A 21,439-nucleotide genomic window follows, 5' to 3' on the forward strand; every position below is an offset into this window, starting at 1 on the left:
TACGCCTGATGGCACGAGCTGCTTGCGCCCGATAGCACGAAGGCCAGTACGCCCGATAGCACGAGACCGTTCACAGCTTGTCCCGCAGTTATCAACGTGTCATGCGCGGCACAGGCCGAAACACCAGAATTTCCGGCGAACCGGGTCGGCGCTCGATGGACAGCACATACCCCGGCAGCGACTGCCGCATAACCAACGCGCGCAGATCGCAGGCAAAATCGCTGGGCCGAGCCAGGCTGCCCGACTTGCGGTGGAGGTACGGGAAATCGAATCGCCATCCCGCGGGCTGGCGGCCGCCGTGCTTGCGCACCAGGCGGTACAGCCAGCGCTCGATACCGCCGGTCAGCCGGAAATACGCCGGATCGATGGTAAGCACTAGGGCCTCGTCCAATACGCCAGCGAAGAACCAGTCCGCCAGGATCAGTTCGATGCCAAGCGGTCGTCCATGGACATCCGCGCATTCCTTCCACTCGTTGATCCACGAGAAACGGTGCAGGCGCCGCCCGGTGGTCTCGCGGATCGAGGTGGCCACCGTGGTGGATTGCAGGCGATCCAGCGCGGCCCTCAGGCGTTGGTAGTCGCGCCGCGATGTACCCCGCCCGATAAAGCGCAGGATCTCGTAGGGTGTGGCGCTCATTCGTCGTGATGGCCGGATACCTGCATCGCAGGCCTCGACAATCTGACTGGCCGCCCAGATCAGGATATCGGCATCCCAGATGGTGGCGATACCGTGCGCTCCCGTGCCCTCCACCCGCACGGTGACCGGCCCGGAGCGGAAGTCGATGGGCACGGTGCGCCGCGACTTGGCCAGCGAAAAGAACGGATAGGCCATCAGGTCCTGGGCGTCGCGGATCGCCATCTCCCCCGGCAAGGCGCGGAACAGATCGAGCTGTTCCCGCCCGTTGCCCGGGCTTGCGGAGCGCATCATGGTTGGACGTGCGTTCAGCGTTCATGGCGGCTGTCGCCGGCGTGGCGTTCGACATACTCGGGATCACAGGTCGCCTCGTAGCTGCGGGCATCGGCCCAGGCATCCAGGTCACTGACCGCGTACATCACCCGACGGCCGAACTTGCGAAATCGCGGGCCGCCGCCAATGACGCGCTGTTTTTCCAGCGTCCGTGGTGACAGGCGCAGGTAGTCCGCGGCCTCATCGTTGGTGAGATAGCGGGAAGGAGGAACGACTTGCTGCGTGGCAGCGGGGGCGGCTGAAGGCCGTAGTGGCGTGGGTCTCATGACAGGGTTCTCCATCGGTCTTGGTCGGTGGCCACGTTGTTGTGGCCGGATGGAGACAGTCTGGAGAAAGCGAGACTCCCTGCTCAGGGACGATCTGTGGGTGAACCGGAACGTCCCCCTTCAAGGGAAGGTGATACCAGCTTGCGGTAACCGCCCCGCATCAGGCCACGGCCGCGACGCACCAGGCGGCGCACCCGGGCACGGAGCGCACTGTCAGCATGCCATTCACGGGCAACGGTGGTCGCACCAAAAAGTACAGCGGCCACGGCGCGTAGGGACGCGCCGGCCAGAACCCCGTCGAGGGCCTGCAGGGTGTGAAGCTCCAGTAGTTCGGTCGCCGAGGGACGGGCACAGGCCACCGCGTTGGTCACCGCGCCCACCACCAATTTTTCGGCTTCGTTGGCCAGGTTGCGGCATGCCGAGGCGCGCGCCGCGCAGACGTAGGCCATTCCCTCCCGCAGGCCGGGTGCAATAGCCAGGCGCAGACAATTGCCGGCCCAGCGTGTGGCCACCAACAACCGACGCCCGTCATGGACCAGGCGCTTGCGCCCGGGAAGCCGCCACAGGTCGAAGCCCTCGTCACCTAGTGGCGGATCAAGATCGGGATGGAGTTGGATCATACCGGCGTGATCGGGACACCACACAGGCTGTGCATCTCGCGCATCCAGGGCAGGATCTTCCAACAGGCGCAGCCCCCAGCGTGCCGCCGCATCGGCATGACGACGACGGCCCGACCAGTCGCGCCGGTAGTCGGGGTGACGGCGCAGGTACTCCCAGGCCAGTGCCGGCCCATCAAGATGCAGGACGTAGAGATAGGCGACACCGGGGTGCCAATGCTCGCCGGACTTGGCCACGACGCGGCTCCTCCCTGTCATTCAGCGGGATACGTCGCGCGAAGTCGGCGGTTCTGTCGGAGGGAGCTACTGCGTTATCGGCGTATAATCCTGCCTGCTTCGTCAAGGGCGTGCGTCAAGTCCGATTGGCTCCTGGGCATTGTGCGGATCGTCCGAATGCGACGGCTACGCGAAACCCTTTTCCGCGAGCACCGAATACCCTGCCCCATCTCGCCACAAACATCCTGACTCTTTTCGTCTTGGCTGCACGCTACTGGAACAACAATACGGAGTATTGCGCCTGAGGTCTGGCGTCAGACCGAAAAAGTCACAACAATCCCTTCAAGGCAGTGCTGTTGCCAGCCCGCGACAGCGGGCTGGCAGGGCCGATCAATCCAGGATCGACCCGTTCTCGCGGGCCATCGCCGCGTACTCAGAGAGGGTGCGCCTGGATATGAAGTGCAGGTCACGCTCCACCGGTAGGCCGAGCGGCCCGCGGATGGTGGACAATTCGGAGAGACGCACACTGCCCAGTTCCGGCATGCCCAGCCCCAGGTCGCACAGGCCGAAGGCGGTATCCCCGTCCTCGGGATCAAGTTCCGTCAGCAGCCAGGTGGCCTGGGCATCCGGCGTGAACAGCTTGACCACCGGCGGCGGATCAATGTCCCGACCCTCGGCGTGGGCCTGGCCGTTGGCCAGAAGTTGGGTGCGTTGTTGTTCGGTGATGAGTGTTTTCATGGTCGCTTCCTCTGATGGGTTCGCTCCACGGCGGAGCGAGGCGACACCAGGCGCGGACAGGCCGCGTGGCCGTCATACCCCAACACGGTCCGGTGCGGGCCGGGGTTGACGGCAAGCGGCGAGCGCCAGGCTCGCGCACTGTTCGCTGTGGAATGAACCAGGAAGGCGATCCTGAAATGCACGAAACCGGACTTGCGCCTTTACCACAAGGCACGAATGCGCAAACGGGGTTTTGCCCAAAGATACAAAGCAGGATCTACGGAAATCAGCAAAACCACGAATCCGGCAAATCGTAATCCGGCATCCCCACCAAAGCGGTTTTCCACATTTACGTCTGTACGCATAAAAAGAGGCCCTGTTACTAAACCCCTTCCATCATAGGCTGAAAACTACAAATGAGTTATCTTTAACGTGGTTTTTATTATGCCGCGAGACGACGCTCTCATGTATGAAGAAGCGTCCAATCCAACGCGGCCGCCCAACCGGCGCCACCACCTATGAAGCCGAGCCGGCACGGGCTTTCGGCGAGGCCGTGCGTGCCCTGCGCACGGAACGGGGCGTGGCTCAGGAAACCCTCGCCCATCTGGCGGACGTGGAACGCTCTCACCTGGGGAAAGTCGAACGCGGCGAGCACATGCCGACGCTGGCCCTGATTCTCAAAATCGCACGGGCACTGGAATGCAGCTCCGCCGAACTGATGGCGGACACCGAGCGACGCCTGGCGAATCCCGAATCCTGACACACGGAAAACCCCGCCACGAAGGGCGGGGCGCAAGCCGTGACGATCACTCGCCCTTGTTCCGGGACCACAGCAGGTTGTGCTTTCCGTCCTCGCCCTCGATGAGGCGGGCGTAGACGGTGGCGGGGAATGAGGGGTCGTCCAGGGTTACCGACAGGTAGGGTCGCTCCGCCTGGCTGACTTTCTGCCAGGCCGCGCCGACTTCCAGGCCGTTGGCTGCCTGAAGGCGGTAGTCGGGAGCGTTCTCGCTGCCCTTGTCGTTGGGGACAAACTTGAGCTTGACGTTGAGCGCCAGGGTGCGGAGGATGCCGGTGAAGCCGTCTTTCTCTGCGGTGAAGGTGCCGATGTTGGCCATGATGTGTACTCCTTTCGGGTTGCCAAGGTCGCGCCCATCGCGTCCTTGTTGTGATCCGGCCGGCGTGGGTCGGGCGGGCCGCACCGCGCAGCGGCCGCAACAGCGTGGAGGACCGGGAGGCGCAAAGAATTTGTTGCGCGAGGAAGGCGCCCAGCGCCGGGGAACATTCTTTGCGCCGGAGGGTTGCGGCCATTGAGCCCGAGGCGCAGCCGCACCTTCGCCAGGATTCAAAACGAACCAAGGACGCATTGGGCCGACCTGACCCAAAAGGGGTAATGGCCTGCCCGGTATTCCGCGGCACAGCGATACCGGTATCCGTTGTCACCCGTTCACGTCAGTCCATGGCTCCAGGACATGCGAAGAACGTCCTCCATCCTTCGCAACCGATGTTGCAGCTCGGACCGGACAGTCACGCCAGGCAGGCCTCCCCCGCATTGGTGATACACACCCGCTCACGGTTTATGCCCCATCACCAGCATCCGGGGCTACCGGGCAACACACAACCCGTCACGGCAAGGTGGATCCGGTCACGGCATGTCGCTTTCGCCAGGGTGGGCATACAAGACTGAATCGACTTGATACCACCGAATTCCCAGATTCGGAGCCCACTTGCCTTGTCACCCCATAAACCAACCCAGATATCTACTCAAATGTCTGGCGGCTGTGTTGCCACCGTCTTTCCCGAGTTCATCGCCCGCGACGGCGGAGAGCGCGCGGACGGGTGCCGTCCAGGAAACCAGCGCCGGGTAACTTCAGCCGACAGGCACAGGCGAGGACACGCCCGGCGCGCCTTGACTGCACACGACCGTGGGCTACAGTCGCGGACAAGGTGATGAAATAAGGGGGACGGATGGACAGATTATGGTCTTTACTGTGTACCGTTCACACACAGCGCTGCAGGCGCGAAGGCCGATCAGGTGCAACCTGTTCGGCAGCTTTCAGGGGCGCCAAGCGCGGCGGGGATCGGTTGCTAACCGTTCCCCTGGAGTGCAAGCACAACGTGCAGACCCACAGAGCCGGAGACATCGACACCGGGCGCAGCACAAAAAAAGCGCCGTCCCCGGTCTACGTGGACGACGCTTTCGATGCTTGGTCGAGCGATCAATCCGATGCCGGTGCCACCATCGCCTGAAGCTGCTCAATGATGCCGGGTTCGACAAAGACGCAAGCCTGATCGGCGGCAAGCGGTATGTTGAACACGCCGGCGAACACGTCGCGTTTCAGGTGGGCCAGACGCCCCGTGCGATACGCCGCTTCCGGCTTCAAGCGATCGGTGCCTGTCGGCTTGCCGCTACGCTCTGGATCGCATTCGACCAGGGCGACAAAGCCCTCATCGAACAGCCGCCGATGTTCGTCGCACAGGCCCCAGCCTGTCGATGTGTGGCGTTCCAGGCTCGCGCGCAAGCGCTTGTCGAGCAGAATGTTACCGGTATCGAAGGCGGTGCCACAGACCAGGCAGACGTGACGTTCCAGCGACACATGTGATTTGTCGTTCATGATGACGATCTCCAGTTGCTCGGGCGGAATTGCCCAGAACCGGCGTCAGCACGGCGCAGCGCAAGCAGTCACAGGGCCACAGACGGCTACGCCCGCAAGCGTGCGCAGCACGCGAAGCCCTTGACGGCGAGAACGCCGTGATACGGTGTAAGGGAGCTGCAAGATCGCCCCACCTCACCCGCCCCTCAAGTAGCAGCGAACGCAGCAAAAAAGGGGCCGAAGCCCCTGTCCTACAACAGCCCCCTCTCAGCGAATGACGATGTCTGTTCACCGCCGACGACGATATGGTCCAGGGTGCGTACATCTACCAGTGCCAGCGCCTCTTTCAGCCGCTGGGTTATCGTCCTGTCCGCCTGGCTCGGCTCGGGATTCCCGCTCGGATGATTATGCGAGAAGATCACCGCCGCAGCATTGACCTGAAGCGCCATCTTCACAACTTCCCGCGGGTAGACCGCCGCACCGTCGATAGTGCCGCGAAACAGCTCGGCGTACTCGATCAGGCGGTGCTGCGAATCCAGGAACAGACACGCGAACACCTCGTGGTCGAACCCTGCCAACTTGGCACAAAGGAACTCCTTGACGATGGCCGGTGACGTGAATGAGGCGCCACGCTGGATCTTCTGGTCGATCACCTGGCGGGCAGCCGTCAGGATCTGGTCGGCTGTAGCCGGCAGGTAACGCCCCTGATCATCACGTACCAGCAGCGAGGAATCGGAAATAAGAGAGAATTGAGTCATGATCGTGCTCCGGTTGCTCGGGCGGAATTGCCCGGAACCAGCGTCAGCACGGCGCAGCGCAAGCCGTCAGGGGTGACCAACGGCCGCAGGATGCAAGCGCGCGGAGCGCGCGGAGCACGCGCAGCCCTTGACGGCGAGAACGCCGTGGTACGGTGAAGGGAAACAGCAAGACCGCCCCACCCCACCAGCCTCTCTCGGCCTGGCAAGCGGAGCGCGCAGGCCCTACGGGCCGGAGGCGTCAGGGATCAAAGCCGGATGGCCGCGATTCGACACGAAGCGCGGGGCGCAGCCCGCGAGCCCGACGGCGGTACGTCGGGACGCAACTGCGTGTTTTACTGATCCACTGCAGGCAGCAATCTCGATCGGGATTGAGGCATCCCATCCTGATACCATTGTCGAGTCATCGAGAGGAGGCATTGGCGAGACTAGAAGCAGGAACCCGGACGTTGAAAGAATCGTCCATATGTGCGATTACATCGAGCAAAACCTTAATGAGGACGTCACACTCGACGCCCTTAGAAGTGGAGTGTCTTTCCAAGTAGAATACAGGTAGTAGGAAGCTACCATTAAAGTGCCGTAGTCCAAACTTGACCTGACATATTTCGTCAGATGGCGTTGTCCACTATCGCCAACAAGCGGCAAATTCAGCTACGTTAACCTTTCGAAAACTAAAGACCTGAAGCGGACATGGATTAAAGAAACTGCCCTTTGAATTAGGCAGCGCAAAGAGCGCGGCAGAAACGAATATGACATTGTGGGTATGAAGAGATGAATTGGAAAGAGCTTATTCAATACTCAAGCGTGCAGTTACGAAAGCTTGACGCAAACGGGGTACCATGTGGTATCGGATCAGGATGTTTAATAGATTTTAAACAGCGCCGTTTACTGCTTACTGTATTTCATGTTGCAGAGAAATCGTCTAATTGGTGTGCCCAGATAAAGTTCAATGATGAAAAGCAGCAGACTGAAGTACTATTTTTGAATAAGTTTTGTTATATCAGTGATTTTGACTCATCCAAAAAATCGATTAAAGATGTTGAATTCTCTTTCCATCCAGTGCGCCACGACTTTAAATGTTACTTTCATAATAGAAATTGGAAAGGTCAGACTTTTGAGTTGAGAGAAAGACCTATATTGCGAGCCGATGATATTGGCGATCCAGATAAAGAAACAATTTACGGTTTTTCAGGTGAAATCATGCCCGAGCTTATTCCAGAGCAAAATGCTTTTGTAACAGATTATCGAGTTTATCATGGGTTAAGGTACGACCGACGTGAAAATGACATGCATTTTTTCAAGATGCCTGAAAAGCATCCAGGCCATGAATGGTTTAAAGGCTGTAGTGGTGCACCGATTATTGGGGAAAATGGCAAGGTAGTTAGTTTGGTCAGTGGTGGCTGCATAGAACGTAATGAAATATATGGCAACAACCTTTCTAAATGTATTCGAACCTTAGATTATTTTTTAGAATAAATTTTAGAGCAAATTCAGGTCTGACACTTGAAGATGCCATCCCGAAAATATCTGCTCAAGCATGGAACCGCAAACCCCAGAGGCTAGGATAATGGGTCAATCAGACCGCGCAATCGACCAGGCATTGGAGATAATTGGTCAGGTTATCGATACCGCTTTTGACACTCAGTCCGCCGCGGGCACCGATCATGCGTTTGATCTGATACAAAAGCTGGAACAGCAAGAGTTATCGCCTGAACAATCGGCACTCTTGCATTACTATAGATCAAATGCATGGGAAAACCGCCTTCACGAAGGCCGTAGGACTGATTCTTGGGATTGGGACATCCCGCAGGCCCAAAATCAAATTATTGAACTACGCAGGTGTATCAACCATGCAGGATTTTCCAGTTTTGATACGATACGGCAATGTCAGGTTCTCACCAATCTCGGCAACAAATTGAACTTTGTTGGACGCTGCATTGAGGCGATTGAAATCTGGGATAGAGTACTAAAGATCGAAAAATATTTTGCAATGGCTCTTGGCAACAAAGGGATCGGACTAAGCTACTATGGACGCAGCCTTTACGATCCCGGTCATGCGGCCATACTCCTCTATTATGCTTGGAATAGTTACAAATGCGCTGATTCACGTGATGCCTTTTTCGACGCGCCGGGCAACGATTATCTCAGAGATCGCTTCACTCATGAACTCAATATGATTGCTGAGCATGTCGATATCCCCCAAACTGAAAAACTTATAAAAGCTTATGAGGCTAATTTTGGAGAGAGTGAACCAGAAAGGCACTATCGCAAGTGGGTTTTACAAACTCGTTTATTTTTGAATCCTTTAAACGACGCGGGCACCTTGCCGATAGCCACTCATGATGTCCTAACATTGCCTTCGATTACAACGGGGATGGATAGCAAAGAAGGAAGGCCGCCTTCGATTATCGGATTTTACAATCAATTGAAACAGGAGTTTGTCTCGGCACGGTGGTTGTTGTTTGAGGCGTTGCAAGGGGACGAGTCGCATTTCTCGGATAAGGACGTGCTCCTCTACAATACCCTTGAATATCCGATGTATGGCTTGTCAGTAGAGAAAATGCGATCCGCCTACCGGGTGGCCTATTCACTACTCGATAAAACAGCCTATTTCCTAAATCACTATTTTGCCCTTGGCCACCCTGACCGTACGGTTAACTTTCGTAATGTCTGGTATCAACCAAAAACAATGGGACAGAAAGTTTTGCACGACGAGCTGGCGGGCAGGGAGAACTGGCCGTTGCGGGGACTGTTTTGGCTATCAAAGGATATCTTCGAGCCGGATATTAAGGGTGTGACCGAACCCGATGCCCAAGCACTTTACGATATCAGAAACCATCTGGAACATAAGTACCTGCAGGTTGTAGAAACCGTCTTTGAGAGCTTGGTTCCCGTGCCGGATGGAGAGCATGTGCTGGGTTACCGGATCAGCTGGGCCGATTTTCGATCCAAAACCACGAGGATATTTAAGTTGGCAAGAGCTAGCTTGATTTACCTCTCGCTGGCAGTTCACAAGGAAGAAAAACGCCGCGAACAAGAAAGGAGCGCTCATACCGTGATGCCAATGCCATTAGCCACATGGAGCGATGAATGGAAGCAATAGAGCAACAGCAGATGCATGAGGCCAACCAATTGAGCGCTAACTATCGTCAACGGCACAATCCAACGGATGTGTTTCATTGGCAAGACATTGAAAGCTGGAAAGGAGTCATCTGGCGCATCATGGATGATGTACTGACTGAGGCTGTAAAATCCGCATTTCTCCAGTCTCCACCGGAATACGTCGTCGGTGATGACCTGTCCTGGCTGAACACAATAGTCCTGAACGTTCTCCATGAGGACATTGACAGTAAACAGCTTTTGGCGGAAAGGTTTGATAGTCACTACAAAGCCCTAAGAGTTTATCATGGTGCCCGCGCCGAAAACCTTACTTCATATTATGAAAAAGGACTAATTCCGCTCAACCCGGATACCATGCATGAAAGAGCCAGGAATATTTTTCTTAGCGGCCAGTACCCTGAATTAACCGAAGAGTTGCTGGAGAAAGCAATTGCAGCTGTAGGCCACGAATATCGTGGTGGACGCGTATATTTTGAAGCGAATGAAAAGCTGCTTATTAACCAGTGTGGCCATTACATGTTGTACGGCAGTGAATATTTGGCCTGTATCGCTGTGAATCTACCTTCAAGGAACTACCAAAGTGACTTGAAGAAGATTGGCAGACCAGTGATGTTAGTCTGTGATGTGCCAATAGAGATGATAAGCGGGAGTGTCATGCTGGAACTGGCCGGGTGGTGCCTTCAAATGATATTTGAGAACCTACTGTTTGGTGAAGTCGAGGATGATGAACCCGGATTGTTCGGATTTTGTATCCATAGAGCCCTTCCGTCTCAGTGCATAGTTGGGCACTATCATCCAGTGGCTATCCGTGACCCTTTACTTTATGGCGGTTAGCCCCGGAGGTCCAGAGACAATTTACTATATTTATTGACAGCTCCTGGCCGGAAGCTAATCTGATATTACCGCTTTGAAAAATGAGCTTCCGCTCAGCGGCGGATACATTTGACAAAATCGTACATTGTCAGTCAGATCAGATTTCATCCGTTACAGATAATGATATGGTGCCCGAGGCCGGAATCGAACCGGCACGACCGTTTCCAGTCGAGGGATTTTCTTACCACTTCGGTTTTCACCGCCAGCTTCCTGCCTGAGCAGCCCGCTGTTCGTGGTCTGGAGCACGCCTTCACCCTAGCGCCACGTTTAACCGCTTTGCCGTAGGTGCCCGCCGTCTGCTCTCTACACCTTCCCCAAAAAATTGCCTTGGGGCTTGGCTCGGCGTTGGCTCGGATTCTAATCAAATCCAGGGCTTTCGCCGAGTTTGACGGGCTTCACCTTCAGGGTTTCCCCTGGAGGGCTCAAATTGTTTAAGTCCCTTGTGTCTACCAATTTCACCACTCGGGCGTGGTCTTACATTTGCCTGGTTTTACCAGGCTTGTTACATCTTCTTTGGTTCTAGCGGCCCCTATTTGACACCTAGCGAGCCATTTTCAAATTAACCGTAAAGCTTAAATCCTGCTGAAAGCCTTATTCTGCGTGGCTTTCAGCCCTATTGCCACCTCCTAAAAATAGTTGACATTAGAGATTTTAAGTCCCTTGCGTCTACCAATTTCGCCATCCGGGCATATTCGGGGATGGACTTTACTACTGATGTTATCTGAAGGTTGCCAGCACGCTGTGCTGGGCCTTGCGGTCGCTCTCGGCTCCTGCCTTTCGCGACACTCGAGCATCCCGCTCATCGTCTACCAATTTCGCCATCCGGGCATGTTCGGGGATGGGCTTGTTCCGGCTGTTACTGCTTTCGGTTACGCAATTAACGATTGATGGTCTGGGGGTTTATGGGACTGGACGATCAAACGGCGTTGTTGCAGTTAACGGTTGAAAATGGAGGCGCGGGTCGGAATCGAACCGGCGTTAACGGAGTTGCAGTCCGCTGCATGACCACTCTGCCACCGCGCCTTTTGGATGCGGGATTGTACCCGACGGGATTTTCAAAGAACAGTAAAGAAGGCGGGTATTCTATGGATTGACCGTCGAGAAGCAACCTCTTTTTTGCGGTGGGGGAAATAACGCCGGTATTGCGTCACCACTCACCCTCAGGAGACTTTGGACAATTCAGGCCAGGCTGCTTTGAGATAGATCAGCATGGACCAGAGGGTCAGCAGAGCCGCCACATACAGCAGGCCGATGCCCATCAGATCCAGCACCGGGTAAAGCACCGGATCAATCGCCAGCAATACGGCAATGGCAATCATTTGCAGGGTGGTTTTCACTTTCCCAAGATAGGAGACAGCCACACTGGTGCGGCTGCCCAGTTCTGCCATCCACTCCCGCAGTGCGGAAATCACGATTTCACGGCCTATTATCACCAGGGTGGGCAATGCAAATAGCACATTGGCGTGGGATTCCAACAGCATAATCAGGGCCGAAGCCACAATCAGTTTGTCCGCTACAGGATCGAGAAACGCGCCGAATGGAGTAAATTGATCGAGTTTTCTGGCCAGGTAACCATCGAGCCAGTCAGTACCGGCGGCGATACCAAAAATGGCGGCACTGGCGAGGTAACGCCCCTCCCAGGGCAGGTAGTAAACACCGATAAAAATGGGGATGAGCGCGATGCGTAACAAGGTGAGGATATTCGGGAGATTCCACATGATAGGTTTTACTGCAGTCCGGGCGCTGAAGACCCGCCCAAGTTACTCATTGTGGAGGGTGCTGTAAATAGTTTCGGCCACTTTCCTGCTGATACCGGGCACGCGCATCAGTTCGGTGACACTGGCCCGCACAACTTCCTGGGAGCCTCCGAAAAACCGCAGTAATTCCTTGCGCCGTTTTGGACCCACCCCATCGATACCCTCCAGCGTTGAGGTGCGGCGCTTGCGATCGCGGCGCTGACGGTGACCGGTAATGGCGAAACGGTGGGCTTCATCGCGAATTTGCTGGATAAGCAGCAGAGCCGAGGACTGGGCTTCCAGTTCCCGTTCGAGGCCATCCTGCGACAGCAACAGGGTTTCAAAGCCCGCCTTGCGGGTGGGCCCCTTGGCGACGCCAACTACCTGCACATCAATCACGCCCAGCTCAGCCAGCATAGCAACCGCTCTGCGCATCTGCCCCTTGCCGCCGTCGATCAGCAGAATATCGGGCAGTTTACCCTCCTCTTTCTGAATACGGGTATAGCGGCGCACCAACGCCTGCTCCATTGCGGCGTAGTCGTCCCCGGCGGCAACATCCTTGATATTCATTCGTCGATAATCCGATTTCAGCGCCCCGCCACTATCAAATACCACACAGGAAGCGACCGTATCTTCGCCACTGCTATGGCTGATATCGAAACATTCGATCCGTTCAGGCGGCACAGCCAGTTGCAGCAGTTGCTGCAAGGCCTCCAGTCGCTGTTGGGTGGTCTTGCGTGAAGCAATGCGACCGTTCAGGTTCTGGCTGGCGGTGCGCTCGGCCAGTTCGACCCATTGGGCCCGGGTGCTGCGACCCCGGTGCTTGAGAAGCACCCGGTGGCCGGCCACCTCGGAAATTGCCGAGGCCAGCAGCGCACTGTCGGGCAGCGCGTGATTGATAACAATCTCACGCGGAAAATCACCCCGGCCGCTGTCGCGCAGATAGAACTGCGGCAGAAAATCTGTCAACACTTCGGCGGCATCCGCTGCCAGTGGCACCTTCGGGTAATAGCTTCGGCTGCCGAGGATTCGCCCCTGGCGAATATAGAGCACGTGCACACAGCACTGGTCTCCCACCAGCATGGCGGCCACCACGTCGATATGACTGCTGCCGGATTCCACCACCTGTTCGGCCTGGATGGTGCGCAGCGCCACCATCTGATCGCGCAGCAACGCGGCCCGCTCAAATGCCAGCGCCTCAGCGGCCACGTCCATGTCGGCCTCCAGCTCACGGATCAGGTTGTCGTTTTTGCCCTCGAGGAACATCTGGGTGTGTCGTACATCGCGCTGGTAATCCTCCACAGAAATCAGCTCCACGCAGGGGGCAGTACAGCGATTGATCTGGTATTGCAGGCAGGGTCGGGAGCGATTGCGAAAGAAATTATCGTCGCACTGGCGCACTCGAAAGGTTTTCTGCAAAAAATTCAGGCTGTCCCGAACGGCCTGAACACTGGGAAACGGTCCAAAATAATGGCCAGCCTGTCGCTTGCTGCCCCGATGAAAGGCCAGCCGGGGATAGGTATCCCGGTCGGACAAAAATAGGTAGGGGTAGGATTTGTCATCCCGCAGCAGGATATTGAATGGAGGCCGGTTTTGCTTGATCAGATTCTGTTCGAGCAACAGCGCCTCTATTTCCGTCTGGGTAATAGTGACATCGATGTTGGCGATACGGCTCACCAGAGCAGCCGTTTTCGGGGTCAGCCCGGTGGTTCTGAAATAGCTTGCCAGCCTTTTGCGGAGGTTTTTTGCCTTGCCAACATAGAGCACAGCCCCGTCCTCACCCATCATCTGATAGATGCCGGGACGCTGGGTCAGTTGCTTGAGAAACGGCTGATGATCAAAAGGCATGGGGTTATTGTACAGCGGATCAGATCAGTTCGGACGGATCTACCAGACCGTATTTTACCGCTGCCAGGGTAAGCTCAACATCGTTGCTGACACCGAGCTTTTCATAAATACGATATTTGTAGGTATTGATGGTCTTGGGGCTGACAAAGAGGGTTTTTGCCACATCCTTGGCGCGGATACCGCTGGTAATCAGCGCGGCGATCTGCAGTTCACGCTGCGAGAGGCGCGACAGCGGTGAGGATTTGCCACCGGATTTCATGCCGTTGGCCACCATTATCTGGGCCAACTCCGGGTTGACATAAATGCCACCGCTCAGGGCGGTTTCCACCGCTGCCTTGATCTGATCACAGTCAGCTTTTTTGGTGATATAACCGCAGGCACCGGCCTTTAAAAGCGAGGCAGGGTAAAAGTCATCATTGAAGGCGCTGACCACGATAACCCGGGTTTTCGGGTAGTGAGACAGAATGCGCTCGGTGGCTTCCAGTCCACCGATACCCGGCATCCGCACGTCCATGAAGACAATATCGGGGGATAACTCTCGAACCCGGGTAATGGCCTCTTCACCGCTGGCGGCCTGACCAATCACGGTGATACCCGGCACTTCTGCCAGCAACTTGCAGATTCCCATGCGAATAAGGTCGTGGTCATCCACAACCAGAACGGTCTTGCATGCCTCGTTAGTGGTCATTGCGGAAGCCCTGAAATTCCATCTAGCCTACCACCGCGCTTTTCGGTTGACTATAAACCACGTTGCGAAAAGTCACGTTCACTCGCGGGCCCACAACTGTGGCGAGTTTCGGCAGTCGGTGCCGCCAGTGGTGTTGTAATGCCCCGCTCATCAACAGCAATGAGCCGGGTTCCAGTTCCAGTGTTCGCATCGACAATTCCTTTCGTGTTTTGTGCCGCAACTGAAAAGGCCGCACTGCGCCCAGACTCAATGAGGCTATCAGCGGGTTTTCTCCCAACTCCGGTTCGTCATCACTGTGCCAATCAACGCTGTCGCGGCCATCCCGATACAAATTGAGCAGAGCACTGTTGAAATTGTGCCCCACCGCCGCCTCAACCACCTTCCTGATTTCAAGCAGTACCGGCAGCCAGGAAATGGCTTTGAACTGGCGCCCGGAATACTGGTAATCGGCACCGGCGTCGCCATACCAGGCATTGAGACGGGGAATTTTCAGCCTGCGACCGGCGATGACAATATCGCTCTGCTCCCAGGCCACCTGCTCCATCAGTACCGCCAGCCACTGCTCCGCCGACGGCGCAGCTATCAACCGCGGCCAGTAACGCAGGGCGCCACCGGGCAGCTCAATATCGAGCGGATCGGGATTGGCGGCAAACAGGTCGGATTGATTCATGGCTGAACATTCAAAGGGGTTTCTTCGCTGGGGCTGGGTATATCGTCGGCTCGATTTCCAGCGCCACGGCAAACTTTTGCTGTACCGAGTCACTGATTTCTTCTGCCAGTGCCAGCAACTCGGCACCGGTGCCACCACCAAAATTGACCAACACCAACGACTGGCGGTCGTGAACGCCCACCCTGCCGCGCATCACACCGCGCCAGCCAGCCTGTTCAACCAGCCAGCCAGCGGCCAGTTTGACGGTACCATCAGTCTGGGGGTAGCACACGATATCGGGAAACTGCTGACGCAGTGCAGCTGCCTGATCCTCCGTCACGACCGGGTTTTTAAAAAAACTTCCGGTATTCGGCAGACTGGCGGGGTCAGGCAGTTTGCTGCGCCGTACCTCACAGACCGCCGCTGAGACCATGGCGGGCGTCAGCGATGCTGCATCGCAGCCTTCCAGGGCCTGTAGCAGGGCTGGATAGCTCAGGCGCAAATGCGGACGGGTAGACAAGGATAGCGTGATGGCAGTAATCACATATTGGTTGCGGCCCGCCTGTTTGAACAGACTGTCCCGATAGCCAAAATGGCAGTCATCGGCCTGCATGGTATGCAACTCACCGGTGGGCAGATGGACCGCCTCCAGAGAGTGAAACAGTTCGCTCAATTCAATGCCATAGGCACCGATATTCTGAATCGGTGCCGCACCGGCCAGGCCCGGAATAAGGGACAGGTTCTCCAGGCCGTACCAGCCCTTTTCAAGAGTGTACAACACCAGTTGATGCCAGTTTTCACCAGCACCGATGTGAATATTGCGCTGCTCGCCCAGCTCTGAACCGGGAGCCAGGGCGATGCCCGGAATGGCTATTTGCAGTACCAGACCCGGTAGATCATCGACCAGTACCAGATTGCTGCCACCACCCAATGGCGTTACCGGAATATTTTTCTGGCGAGCCCACTCCAGTGCTTCGAACAGGTCTTCACGGGTGTTTATCCGGCAGAAAAACTCCGCCGTGGCAGGCAGGGACAGCGTGTTGCAGGGTTGCAGGGAAACGGCGGCCTGAATATCGAGCATTAATCCAGTTGCCCGCACAGATGAGCCAGTAAATCACTGGTGGCATCCTCCACCAGATCCAGCACTGCTTCAAATCCCTCTTCGCCACCGGGGTAAGGGTCAGGCACCTCTTTCAGGGGGCTGTTGCCGAAATCGAGAAACAGGCCGAGATGACCGGCAAACTCAGGCAGGGCCAGTGCCTGCAAATCCCAGAGGTTCTGCTGATCCATGGCGAGCAGGTAATCAAACTCCAGGAAATCCTCAGGCCGCACCTGACGCGCCCGCAGGTGGCTCAGGTCATAACCGCGCTTCAGTGCAGCCGCACTGGCTCTTGAGTCTGGCACGCGCCCTACGTGCCAATCACCGGTCCCGGCGGAGTCGATCAAAATCCGGTCCTGCAAGCCGGCCTCAGCCACCCGCCTCTCAAAAATCCCGTGGGCGGTAGGCGAGCGGCAAATATTGCCCAGACAGACAAATAACACACGCAGCTGTTTCATTCTGACGCACCTCTGAAAATCGCGACGACCCGCTGCAGGTCCTGTTCGGTATCAACGCCACCGGGGACATCAGTCACGGCTCTGGCTACGTGAATCCGCTCACCATTCCACATGAAGCGCAACTGTTCGAGGCACTCCAGCGCCTCAATGGGTGCCACCGGCCATTGTACGAACCGGTTCAGCAGACCGACGCGGTACGCGTATATACCGATATGTCGCATCGGTTGCAGGACGGCAGACATGGCCGCCACCCGGTCATCAGGAAAATCTCGAGGCCAGGGCACCGGTGCGCGACTGAAATACAGCGACATGCCCTGACGGTCCGTAACCACCTTGACCACATTGGGGTTGGCGAAACTCGCTTCGTCCGTGATCGGTTCGCAAAGCGTTGCGATCCCCGCGACGGTGTTATTGATGAGGTTTGCGGCCACCTGTTCGATGACTGAGGGGGGAATCAACGGTTCATCACCCTGCACATTGACCAGCACATGATCCTCGGCAAAGCCGTACTGGGCGACCACTTCCTGCAAACGGTCAGTTCCGGACGGGTGATCCGGAGACGTCATGCAGACCTCTCCGCCAAACCGGGTCACCTCATCGGCAATCTGCTGATGATCAGTGGCGACAATCACCCGGTCAGCACTGCTCTGCCGTGCCTGCTCGTAAACCCGCTGAATCATGGTTTTGCCGGCGATATCCTGCAGCGGTTTACCCGGCAGACGGGTGGAGGAAAAACGGGCGGGAATCACAACAGTAAAGGTCATAGCAACTCAATCATTTTCAGAGGGCAATTTTTTGCGAGTACTTTTTCTGTAAGTACGTTCTATGGGGTTATTATGAGGTGGTATTGGCCGCTTCGGCCAGGCTCCTGACATCCCGCATCAATCGCTCGATAAATGGTGGATCGGGTTCGGCCTGCACATCTAGCACCCAGACATTATCACTGCTATCGGCAGCACACTTTACCGCATCTTTTGCCGTGATAATAACCGGCAGCCCATCGTCAAAACACAATTCCTCTCCCGTAAACCGGTGGTGGTCTGGTAGCGGATGGAGAATCGGCTCGAACCCTAGTGATGTCAGGGTATGGGCAAATCTGGCGGGATTTCCAATCCCGGCAACAGCATGTACCCTGCGGCCGAGGGACCAACTGCTGACAGCCATCGATGTGCCAGTGGCCAGTTGCCGGAAATGCACGGGTGACAACTTGAAGGTTCCCTGGTGGGGAATCCCCAGACTGGCTACCGTTTCGTTTACCACCACAAAGTCTGCCGTCTGCAGCCGTGAAAGTGGTTCCCGCAATGGCCCCGCCGGCAGGCAATGGCCATTGCCCGTGCCGCGCCCGCCGTCCATCACCACAATTTCAACATCCCGGGGCAATCGGTAATGCTGCAAGCCGTCGTCGCTGAAAATCAGATTGCAGCCGGTATTTTCCAGCAGGTATCGGGCCGCCCGATAACGGTCCGGGTCCACCACCACCGGACACAGCGATGACAGCAGCAGGGGTTCGTCACCGACGGTCTCCGCTGTAGACGTGTCGGCAACTCGCTGCGGATAATGGGTTGCTGAACCGCCATAACCACGGCTGATAATACCCGGCCGGTACCCCTGCGCCTGAAAAATAACCACCAGCGCGGCCAGTAACGGAGTTTTTCCAGTACCACCGACACTGATATTACCCACCACAATCACGGGGACCGGTAAGGGACGAGGGGGGTTAATCCGCTGGTAATAAAAACGTCGGCCACTGCTGACAGCCCGAAACAACCAGGATAATGGCAACAGCAACAGGGCCCAGCTCATTGGCCTGTACCAGGCCCTTTCCAGTGACAGACGGATATTCATGGCGGCGGTGCCCGATCAGATAGCCTGATGGGGTTCGTCATTGAATTGCTTTTTATGCAACTGTGCATAGCGACCGTTCATGGCCAGCAATTCACTGTGAGTGCCCTGTTCGATAATCCGCCCCTGATCCATCACCATAATACGATCGGCATTCTCGATGGTACTGAGACGGTGGGCAATGACGAACGTGGTGCGCCCTTTCATCACCTGCTCGAGGGCTTTCTGGATGTGGTGTTCAGATTCAGTATCGAGAGCCGAGGTCGCCTCATCCAGAATCAGCACCGGAGCATTTTTCAGCAATGCGCGGGCAATCGCCAACCGCTGCCGCTGGCCACCGGACAGCATGATGCCCTCATCACCGATCTGGGTATCAAAACCGTCCGGAAGCCGCTCGATAAATTCCAGTGCGTGGGCGGCACTGGCCGCCTCGCGCACCGACGACGAGGTGTTTTCACCCAGCGCACCGTAGGCAATATTGTTGTAAATCGTGTCATTGAAGAGCGTTACATTCTGGGACACCAGGGCAATATGGCTGCGCAGGTTATCGAGGGTGTAGTCCCGTATATCAATCTCGTCCAGCAAAATCGTTCCTTCACGGTGATTGTAAAAACGGGGAATGAGATTCACCAACGTGGTTTTGCCACTGCCGGACTGTCCCACCAGCGCAATCACCTCGCCCGGCTTGACCACCAGATCAATTCCGTTCAGCACGTTACCCGCTTCTTCCGAGTAGGCAAAACTGACATTTTTGAACTGAAAATGCCCATCTACTCGCACCTTCTCGACCGTGCCGAGATCCGGCTCATCCGGTTCATCCAGAGTCGAAAAAATGGTGCCCGCAGCCGCGATGCCCTTCTGAACGTTGCTGTTGACCTCTGATAACTGGCGGATCGGTTTGGCCAGCAGTGCAGCTGAACCAAGAAACTGGACAAATTCGCCACCGCTCATGTTGGCCAGCACACTGGGATCCAATGCCAGCCACATCAGTAGTGACAACGCCATCGCAACCAACAACTGGATGACTGGCGTGCTAATGCCCTCCGCCACGGCCATTTTCATTTGCTGACGACGATTGTAATTACTGGCGCTGTGCATGCGCTCACGTTCGTATTCGACGCCGCCGAACAGGTGCATTTCACGATAACCGCTGACCGCCTCCTGAGTCACGTGAGTAACATTGCCGACCGATGACTGAATACGGCGACTGAGCAATCTGAACCGATTGCTGATATAACCCACCACCCCGCCGATGAGCGGCAACACGATGACAAAAATGGCTGCCAGTCGCCAGTTAAGATAAAACAGGTATGAAATCAGGCCAATTACCAGTGCGCCCTCACGGATGATGACCTTGAGCGAATTGGTAGCAGCGTGGGTCACCTGGGCCACATGGAAGGTGATACGGGAAATCAGGTGGCCTGACATGTTGGTATCAAAGAAACGGCTGGGCAACGTGGTGTATTTGTTGAATAAATGGGTGCGCAGATTGTGAACCAGAATCTGGGTCACATAGGTCATGCAGTAACCGCCCACAAAAAACCCGATGCCGCGGGTCACCGCAATCATGAACATGATCACCGGGATAATCCAGCGGCTCTCGGCGAGAGCGTCATCTCCACCCAGCAAACCGGCCAGCCAAGACGTCGAGCCCTTTCCCATATCGGTCATCTGACCAGGCAGGGCAGCTGATTCTCCGGAAATGGTGTTGATAACATTAACGGTATAACCGAACAGGTCTATAAACGCCACTTCCATGGCAGAGAACAACACCAGCCCTACAATACTGAGCAGGAAAATACCCCAGTAGTTCTTCAGATAGGAAAGTAAGCGCAAATAGACCTGGAGACCGGACATCTCAGGGTGTTCGGTATCGGGAATGGTGGTGGCCACTATGACTCCTCAGGATTCGCCGTCGGGCTGTATGGTGGTGATTTTCAGATGAATAAAGCCCATTCTACCTGCAGCATCCATCGCTGTAACCACCGCCTGGTGGGTTGCATTGGCATCGGCGGTAATAATCAGTGGCAAATCGGTATTGCCGGCAGAAACATCCTGCAACGCCTTCATCAGAGTATCAGTCTGGCGGTTGATCAATAACTGTCCATTGACGCTATAGGCGCCATTCCGATCGATCAGCACTTCGATCTGGTCAGGTGGCAACTCTGCCAGAGAGCCATCCGCCTTCGGCAAGTCAAGCACCAGGTGAGATTCCCGGGTGAACGTCGTGGACACCATAAAAAAAATCAGCAGCAGAAAAACCACATCAATCAAGGGTGTCAGGTTGACGCCATTCTCGAGTTTTCGCTGCCTGCGGAACTTCACCCGGCGCTGGCCTCATCATTGCGCATCACCCGGTCGCCATGAATTGCATCCACCAGTTTAATGGCCTGGTCTTCCATTTCCACAACCAGGCTATCGACCCGCCGCTCAAAGAAACGGTGAAACACCAGGGCCGGAATCGCCACCGTCAAACCCGCTGCCGTGGTAATCAGTGCCTCGGAAATACCACCGGCAAGCACCCCGGCATTGCCGGTGCCCTCGATCATGATCGCTGTAAACACCTTGATCATACCGATAACGGTGCCCAGCAGACCGAGCAATGGCGCAATGGCGGCGACGGTTCCCAACGGGGAGAGATTCTTCTCCAGATTGTGAATCACCTGGTTCGCGGCTTCCTCGATACTGTCTTTCATGACTTCACGACCGTGGCCAGAGTTGCTGATACCCGCCGCCAGAATGGTACCGAGTGGTGATGAGCTACGTAGCTGATGAAGGTTCTCCTTGCTCAGTTGGTTCTGCTTCATCCAGTGCCATACCTGACCAAGCAATGTTGGCGGTACCACCTTGTTGCGGCGCAGGGTCCAGTAGCGTTCAAAGGCAATGGCTATCACGACGATAGAGGAGAGTAAAATTGGCAACATCAACCAGCCGCCAGCAATGATCAGTTCGTACACATTTATCCCCAGACCTTAATGTCGGCCAAAACTTTACCAT

25 protein-coding genes and 1 tRNA gene are annotated in these 21,439 nt (G+C 56.1%); 6 read left to right on the forward strand and 20 right to left on the reverse strand.

Features of this window, described 5'->3' with window-relative positions; translation table 11 throughout:
* Positions 1–91: 91 nt before the first annotated feature.
* The 5 genes from AACZ64_RS09615 to AACZ64_RS09635 form a co-directional block, all read right to left on the reverse strand.
* A complete protein-coding gene (locus tag AACZ64_RS09615) occupies positions 92–928 on the reverse strand; it encodes a replication initiator protein A (RefSeq protein ID WP_293614215.1) in 837 nt (278 codons plus the stop codon).
* Between the two features lie 14 nt (positions 929–942).
* On the reverse strand, positions 943–1,233 hold the full coding sequence (locus AACZ64_RS09620; protein WP_293614214.1) for a helix-turn-helix domain-containing protein: 291 nt from the start codon (positions 1,231–1,233) through the stop codon (positions 943–945).
* A gap of 83 nt (positions 1,234–1,316) precedes the next feature.
* Positions 1,317–2,108 (reverse strand): DUF2285 domain-containing protein, encoded by a 792-nt coding sequence (locus AACZ64_RS09625; protein WP_293614213.1) that lies wholly within the window; start codon positions 2,106–2,108, stop codon positions 1,317–1,319.
* Positions 2,109–2,456: 348 nt separating this feature from the next.
* Positions 2,457–2,804: a DUF2958 domain-containing protein gene (locus AACZ64_RS09630; RefSeq protein ID WP_293614212.1), complete on the reverse strand. Its 348-nt coding sequence runs from the start codon at positions 2,802–2,804 to the stop codon at positions 2,457–2,459.
* A gap of 200 nt (positions 2,805–3,004) precedes the next feature.
* Complete coding sequence (locus AACZ64_RS09635; protein WP_293614211.1) at positions 3,005–3,148, reverse strand: hypothetical protein; 144 nt, start codon at positions 3,146–3,148, stop codon at positions 3,005–3,007.
* A 104-nt stretch (positions 3,149–3,252) separates the two neighbouring features.
* Between AACZ64_RS09635 and AACZ64_RS09640 the strand changes: the two genes are divergently transcribed.
* Positions 3,253–3,543 (forward strand): helix-turn-helix transcriptional regulator, encoded by a 291-nt coding sequence (locus tag AACZ64_RS09640; RefSeq protein WP_076517543.1) that lies wholly within the window; start codon positions 3,253–3,255, stop codon positions 3,541–3,543.
* A gap of 46 nt (positions 3,544–3,589) precedes the next feature.
* Here AACZ64_RS09640 and AACZ64_RS09645 read toward each other — a convergent pair whose 3' ends face one another.
* Positions 3,590–3,898, reverse strand: a complete 309-nt coding sequence (locus tag AACZ64_RS09645; protein WP_293614210.1) for a DUF736 domain-containing protein — start codon at positions 3,896–3,898, stop codon at positions 3,590–3,592.
* A 170-nt stretch (positions 3,899–4,068) separates the two neighbouring features.
* Here AACZ64_RS09645 and AACZ64_RS09650 point away from each other — a divergent pair, with 170 nt between their 5' ends.
* Positions 4,069–4,467, forward strand: a complete 399-nt coding sequence (locus tag AACZ64_RS09650; RefSeq protein WP_339639951.1) for a hypothetical protein — start codon at positions 4,069–4,071, stop codon at positions 4,465–4,467.
* Between the two features lie 431 nt (positions 4,468–4,898).
* Positions 4,899–5,030: a hypothetical protein gene (locus tag AACZ64_RS09655; RefSeq protein WP_339639953.1), complete on the forward strand. Its 132-nt coding sequence runs from the start codon at positions 4,899–4,901 to the stop codon at positions 5,028–5,030.
* Here the strand turns inward: AACZ64_RS09655 and AACZ64_RS09660 are convergent.
* A complete protein-coding gene (locus AACZ64_RS09660; protein WP_022960138.1) occupies positions 5,000–5,395 on the reverse strand; it encodes a hypothetical protein in 396 nt (131 codons plus the stop codon). The two genes, AACZ64_RS09655 and AACZ64_RS09660, sit on opposite strands and share 31 nt — an antisense overlap.
* Before the next feature lie 230 nt (positions 5,396–5,625).
* Positions 5,626–6,132: a DNA repair protein RadC gene (gene radC, locus AACZ64_RS09665; RefSeq protein WP_293614209.1), complete on the reverse strand. Its 507-nt coding sequence runs from the start codon at positions 6,130–6,132 to the stop codon at positions 5,626–5,628.
* A 768-nt stretch (positions 6,133–6,900) separates the two neighbouring features.
* On the opposite strand from radC, the gene AACZ64_RS09670 reads away from it, so the two are divergent.
* The 3 genes from AACZ64_RS09670 (at position 6,901) to AACZ64_RS09680 (ending at position 10,083) form a co-directional block, all read left to right on the forward strand.
* Positions 6,901–7,605 (forward strand): hypothetical protein, encoded by a 705-nt coding sequence (locus AACZ64_RS09670; RefSeq protein WP_293614208.1) that lies wholly within the window; start codon positions 6,901–6,903, stop codon positions 7,603–7,605.
* Positions 7,606–7,696: 91 nt separating this feature from the next.
* Positions 7,697–9,232, forward strand: coding sequence for an LA2681 family HEPN domain-containing protein (locus AACZ64_RS09675; RefSeq protein ID WP_293614207.1), 1,536 nt, complete (start codon positions 7,697–7,699; stop codon positions 9,230–9,232).
* Positions 9,220–10,083, forward strand: a complete 864-nt coding sequence (locus AACZ64_RS09680) for a hypothetical protein (RefSeq protein WP_293614206.1) — start codon at positions 9,220–9,222, stop codon at positions 10,081–10,083. Before AACZ64_RS09675 ends, AACZ64_RS09680 begins: the two co-directional genes overlap by 13 nt.
* A gap of 988 nt (positions 10,084–11,071) precedes the next feature.
* Here the strand turns inward: AACZ64_RS09680 and AACZ64_RS09685 are convergent.
* From AACZ64_RS09685 to AACZ64_RS09740, 12 genes are all read right to left on the reverse strand, one after another.
* Positions 11,072–11,145: transfer RNA gene (locus tag AACZ64_RS09685), tRNA-Cys, on the reverse strand.
* A gap of 137 nt (positions 11,146–11,282) precedes the next feature.
* On the reverse strand, positions 11,283–11,840 hold the full coding sequence (gene pgsA, locus AACZ64_RS09690) for a CDP-diacylglycerol--glycerol-3-phosphate 3-phosphatidyltransferase (RefSeq protein ID WP_293614205.1): 558 nt from the start codon (positions 11,838–11,840) through the stop codon (positions 11,283–11,285).
* 42 nt (positions 11,841–11,882) lie between these two features.
* Positions 11,883–13,706: an excinuclease ABC subunit UvrC gene (uvrC, locus tag AACZ64_RS09695; RefSeq protein ID WP_293614204.1), complete on the reverse strand. Its 1,824-nt coding sequence runs from the start codon at positions 13,704–13,706 to the stop codon at positions 11,883–11,885.
* 19 nt (positions 13,707–13,725) lie between these two features.
* Positions 13,726–14,394 carry a response regulator gene (locus AACZ64_RS09700; protein WP_272993593.1) on the reverse strand — a complete coding sequence of 223 codons (669 nt, stop codon included), beginning with the start codon at positions 14,392–14,394 and terminating at the stop codon, positions 13,726–13,728.
* 22 nt (positions 14,395–14,416) lie between these two features.
* Complete coding sequence (locus tag AACZ64_RS09705; RefSeq protein WP_293614203.1) at positions 14,417–15,064, reverse strand: alpha-ketoglutarate-dependent dioxygenase AlkB; 648 nt, start codon at positions 15,062–15,064, stop codon at positions 14,417–14,419.
* 10 nt (positions 15,065–15,074) lie between these two features.
* Positions 15,075–16,124, reverse strand: coding sequence for a UDP-N-acetylmuramate dehydrogenase (murB, locus tag AACZ64_RS09710; RefSeq protein ID WP_293614202.1), 1,050 nt, complete (start codon positions 16,122–16,124; stop codon positions 15,075–15,077).
* The gene (locus AACZ64_RS09715; RefSeq protein ID WP_293614201.1) at positions 16,124–16,600 is read right to left on the reverse strand and encodes a low molecular weight protein-tyrosine-phosphatase; all 477 of its coding nucleotides are present in this window, start codon (positions 16,598–16,600) and stop codon (positions 16,124–16,126) included. Before AACZ64_RS09715 ends, murB begins: the two co-directional genes overlap by 1 nt.
* The gene (kdsB, locus tag AACZ64_RS09720; protein WP_293614200.1) at positions 16,597–17,364 is read right to left on the reverse strand and encodes a 3-deoxy-manno-octulosonate cytidylyltransferase; all 768 of its coding nucleotides are present in this window, start codon (positions 17,362–17,364) and stop codon (positions 16,597–16,599) included. Before kdsB ends, AACZ64_RS09715 begins: the two co-directional genes overlap by 4 nt.
* 70 nt (positions 17,365–17,434) lie before the next feature.
* Positions 17,435–18,445 (reverse strand): tetraacyldisaccharide 4'-kinase, encoded by a 1,011-nt coding sequence (gene lpxK, locus AACZ64_RS09725; RefSeq protein ID WP_293614199.1) that lies wholly within the window; start codon positions 18,443–18,445, stop codon positions 17,435–17,437.
* Between the two features lie 15 nt (positions 18,446–18,460).
* Entirely contained in the window at positions 18,461–20,335 is a 1,875-nt protein-coding gene (gene msbA, locus AACZ64_RS09730; RefSeq protein ID WP_293614198.1) for a lipid A export permease/ATP-binding protein MsbA, read from the reverse strand.
* Positions 20,336–20,344: 9 nt separating this feature from the next.
* Positions 20,345–20,767, reverse strand: a complete 423-nt coding sequence (locus AACZ64_RS09735) for a biopolymer transporter ExbD (RefSeq protein WP_293614197.1) — start codon at positions 20,765–20,767, stop codon at positions 20,345–20,347.
* The gene (locus AACZ64_RS09740) at positions 20,764–21,399 is read right to left on the reverse strand and encodes a MotA/TolQ/ExbB proton channel family protein (protein ID WP_036860473.1); all 636 of its coding nucleotides are present in this window, start codon (positions 21,397–21,399) and stop codon (positions 20,764–20,766) included. The genes AACZ64_RS09735 and AACZ64_RS09740 overlap by 4 nt, the downstream gene beginning before the upstream one ends.
* Between the last annotated feature and the right edge of the window lie 40 nt (positions 21,400–21,439).

It is taken from the genome of uncultured Porticoccus sp., assembly GCF_963975625.1.
Taxonomy (GTDB): Bacteria; Pseudomonadota; Gammaproteobacteria; order Pseudomonadales; family Porticoccaceae; genus Porticoccus.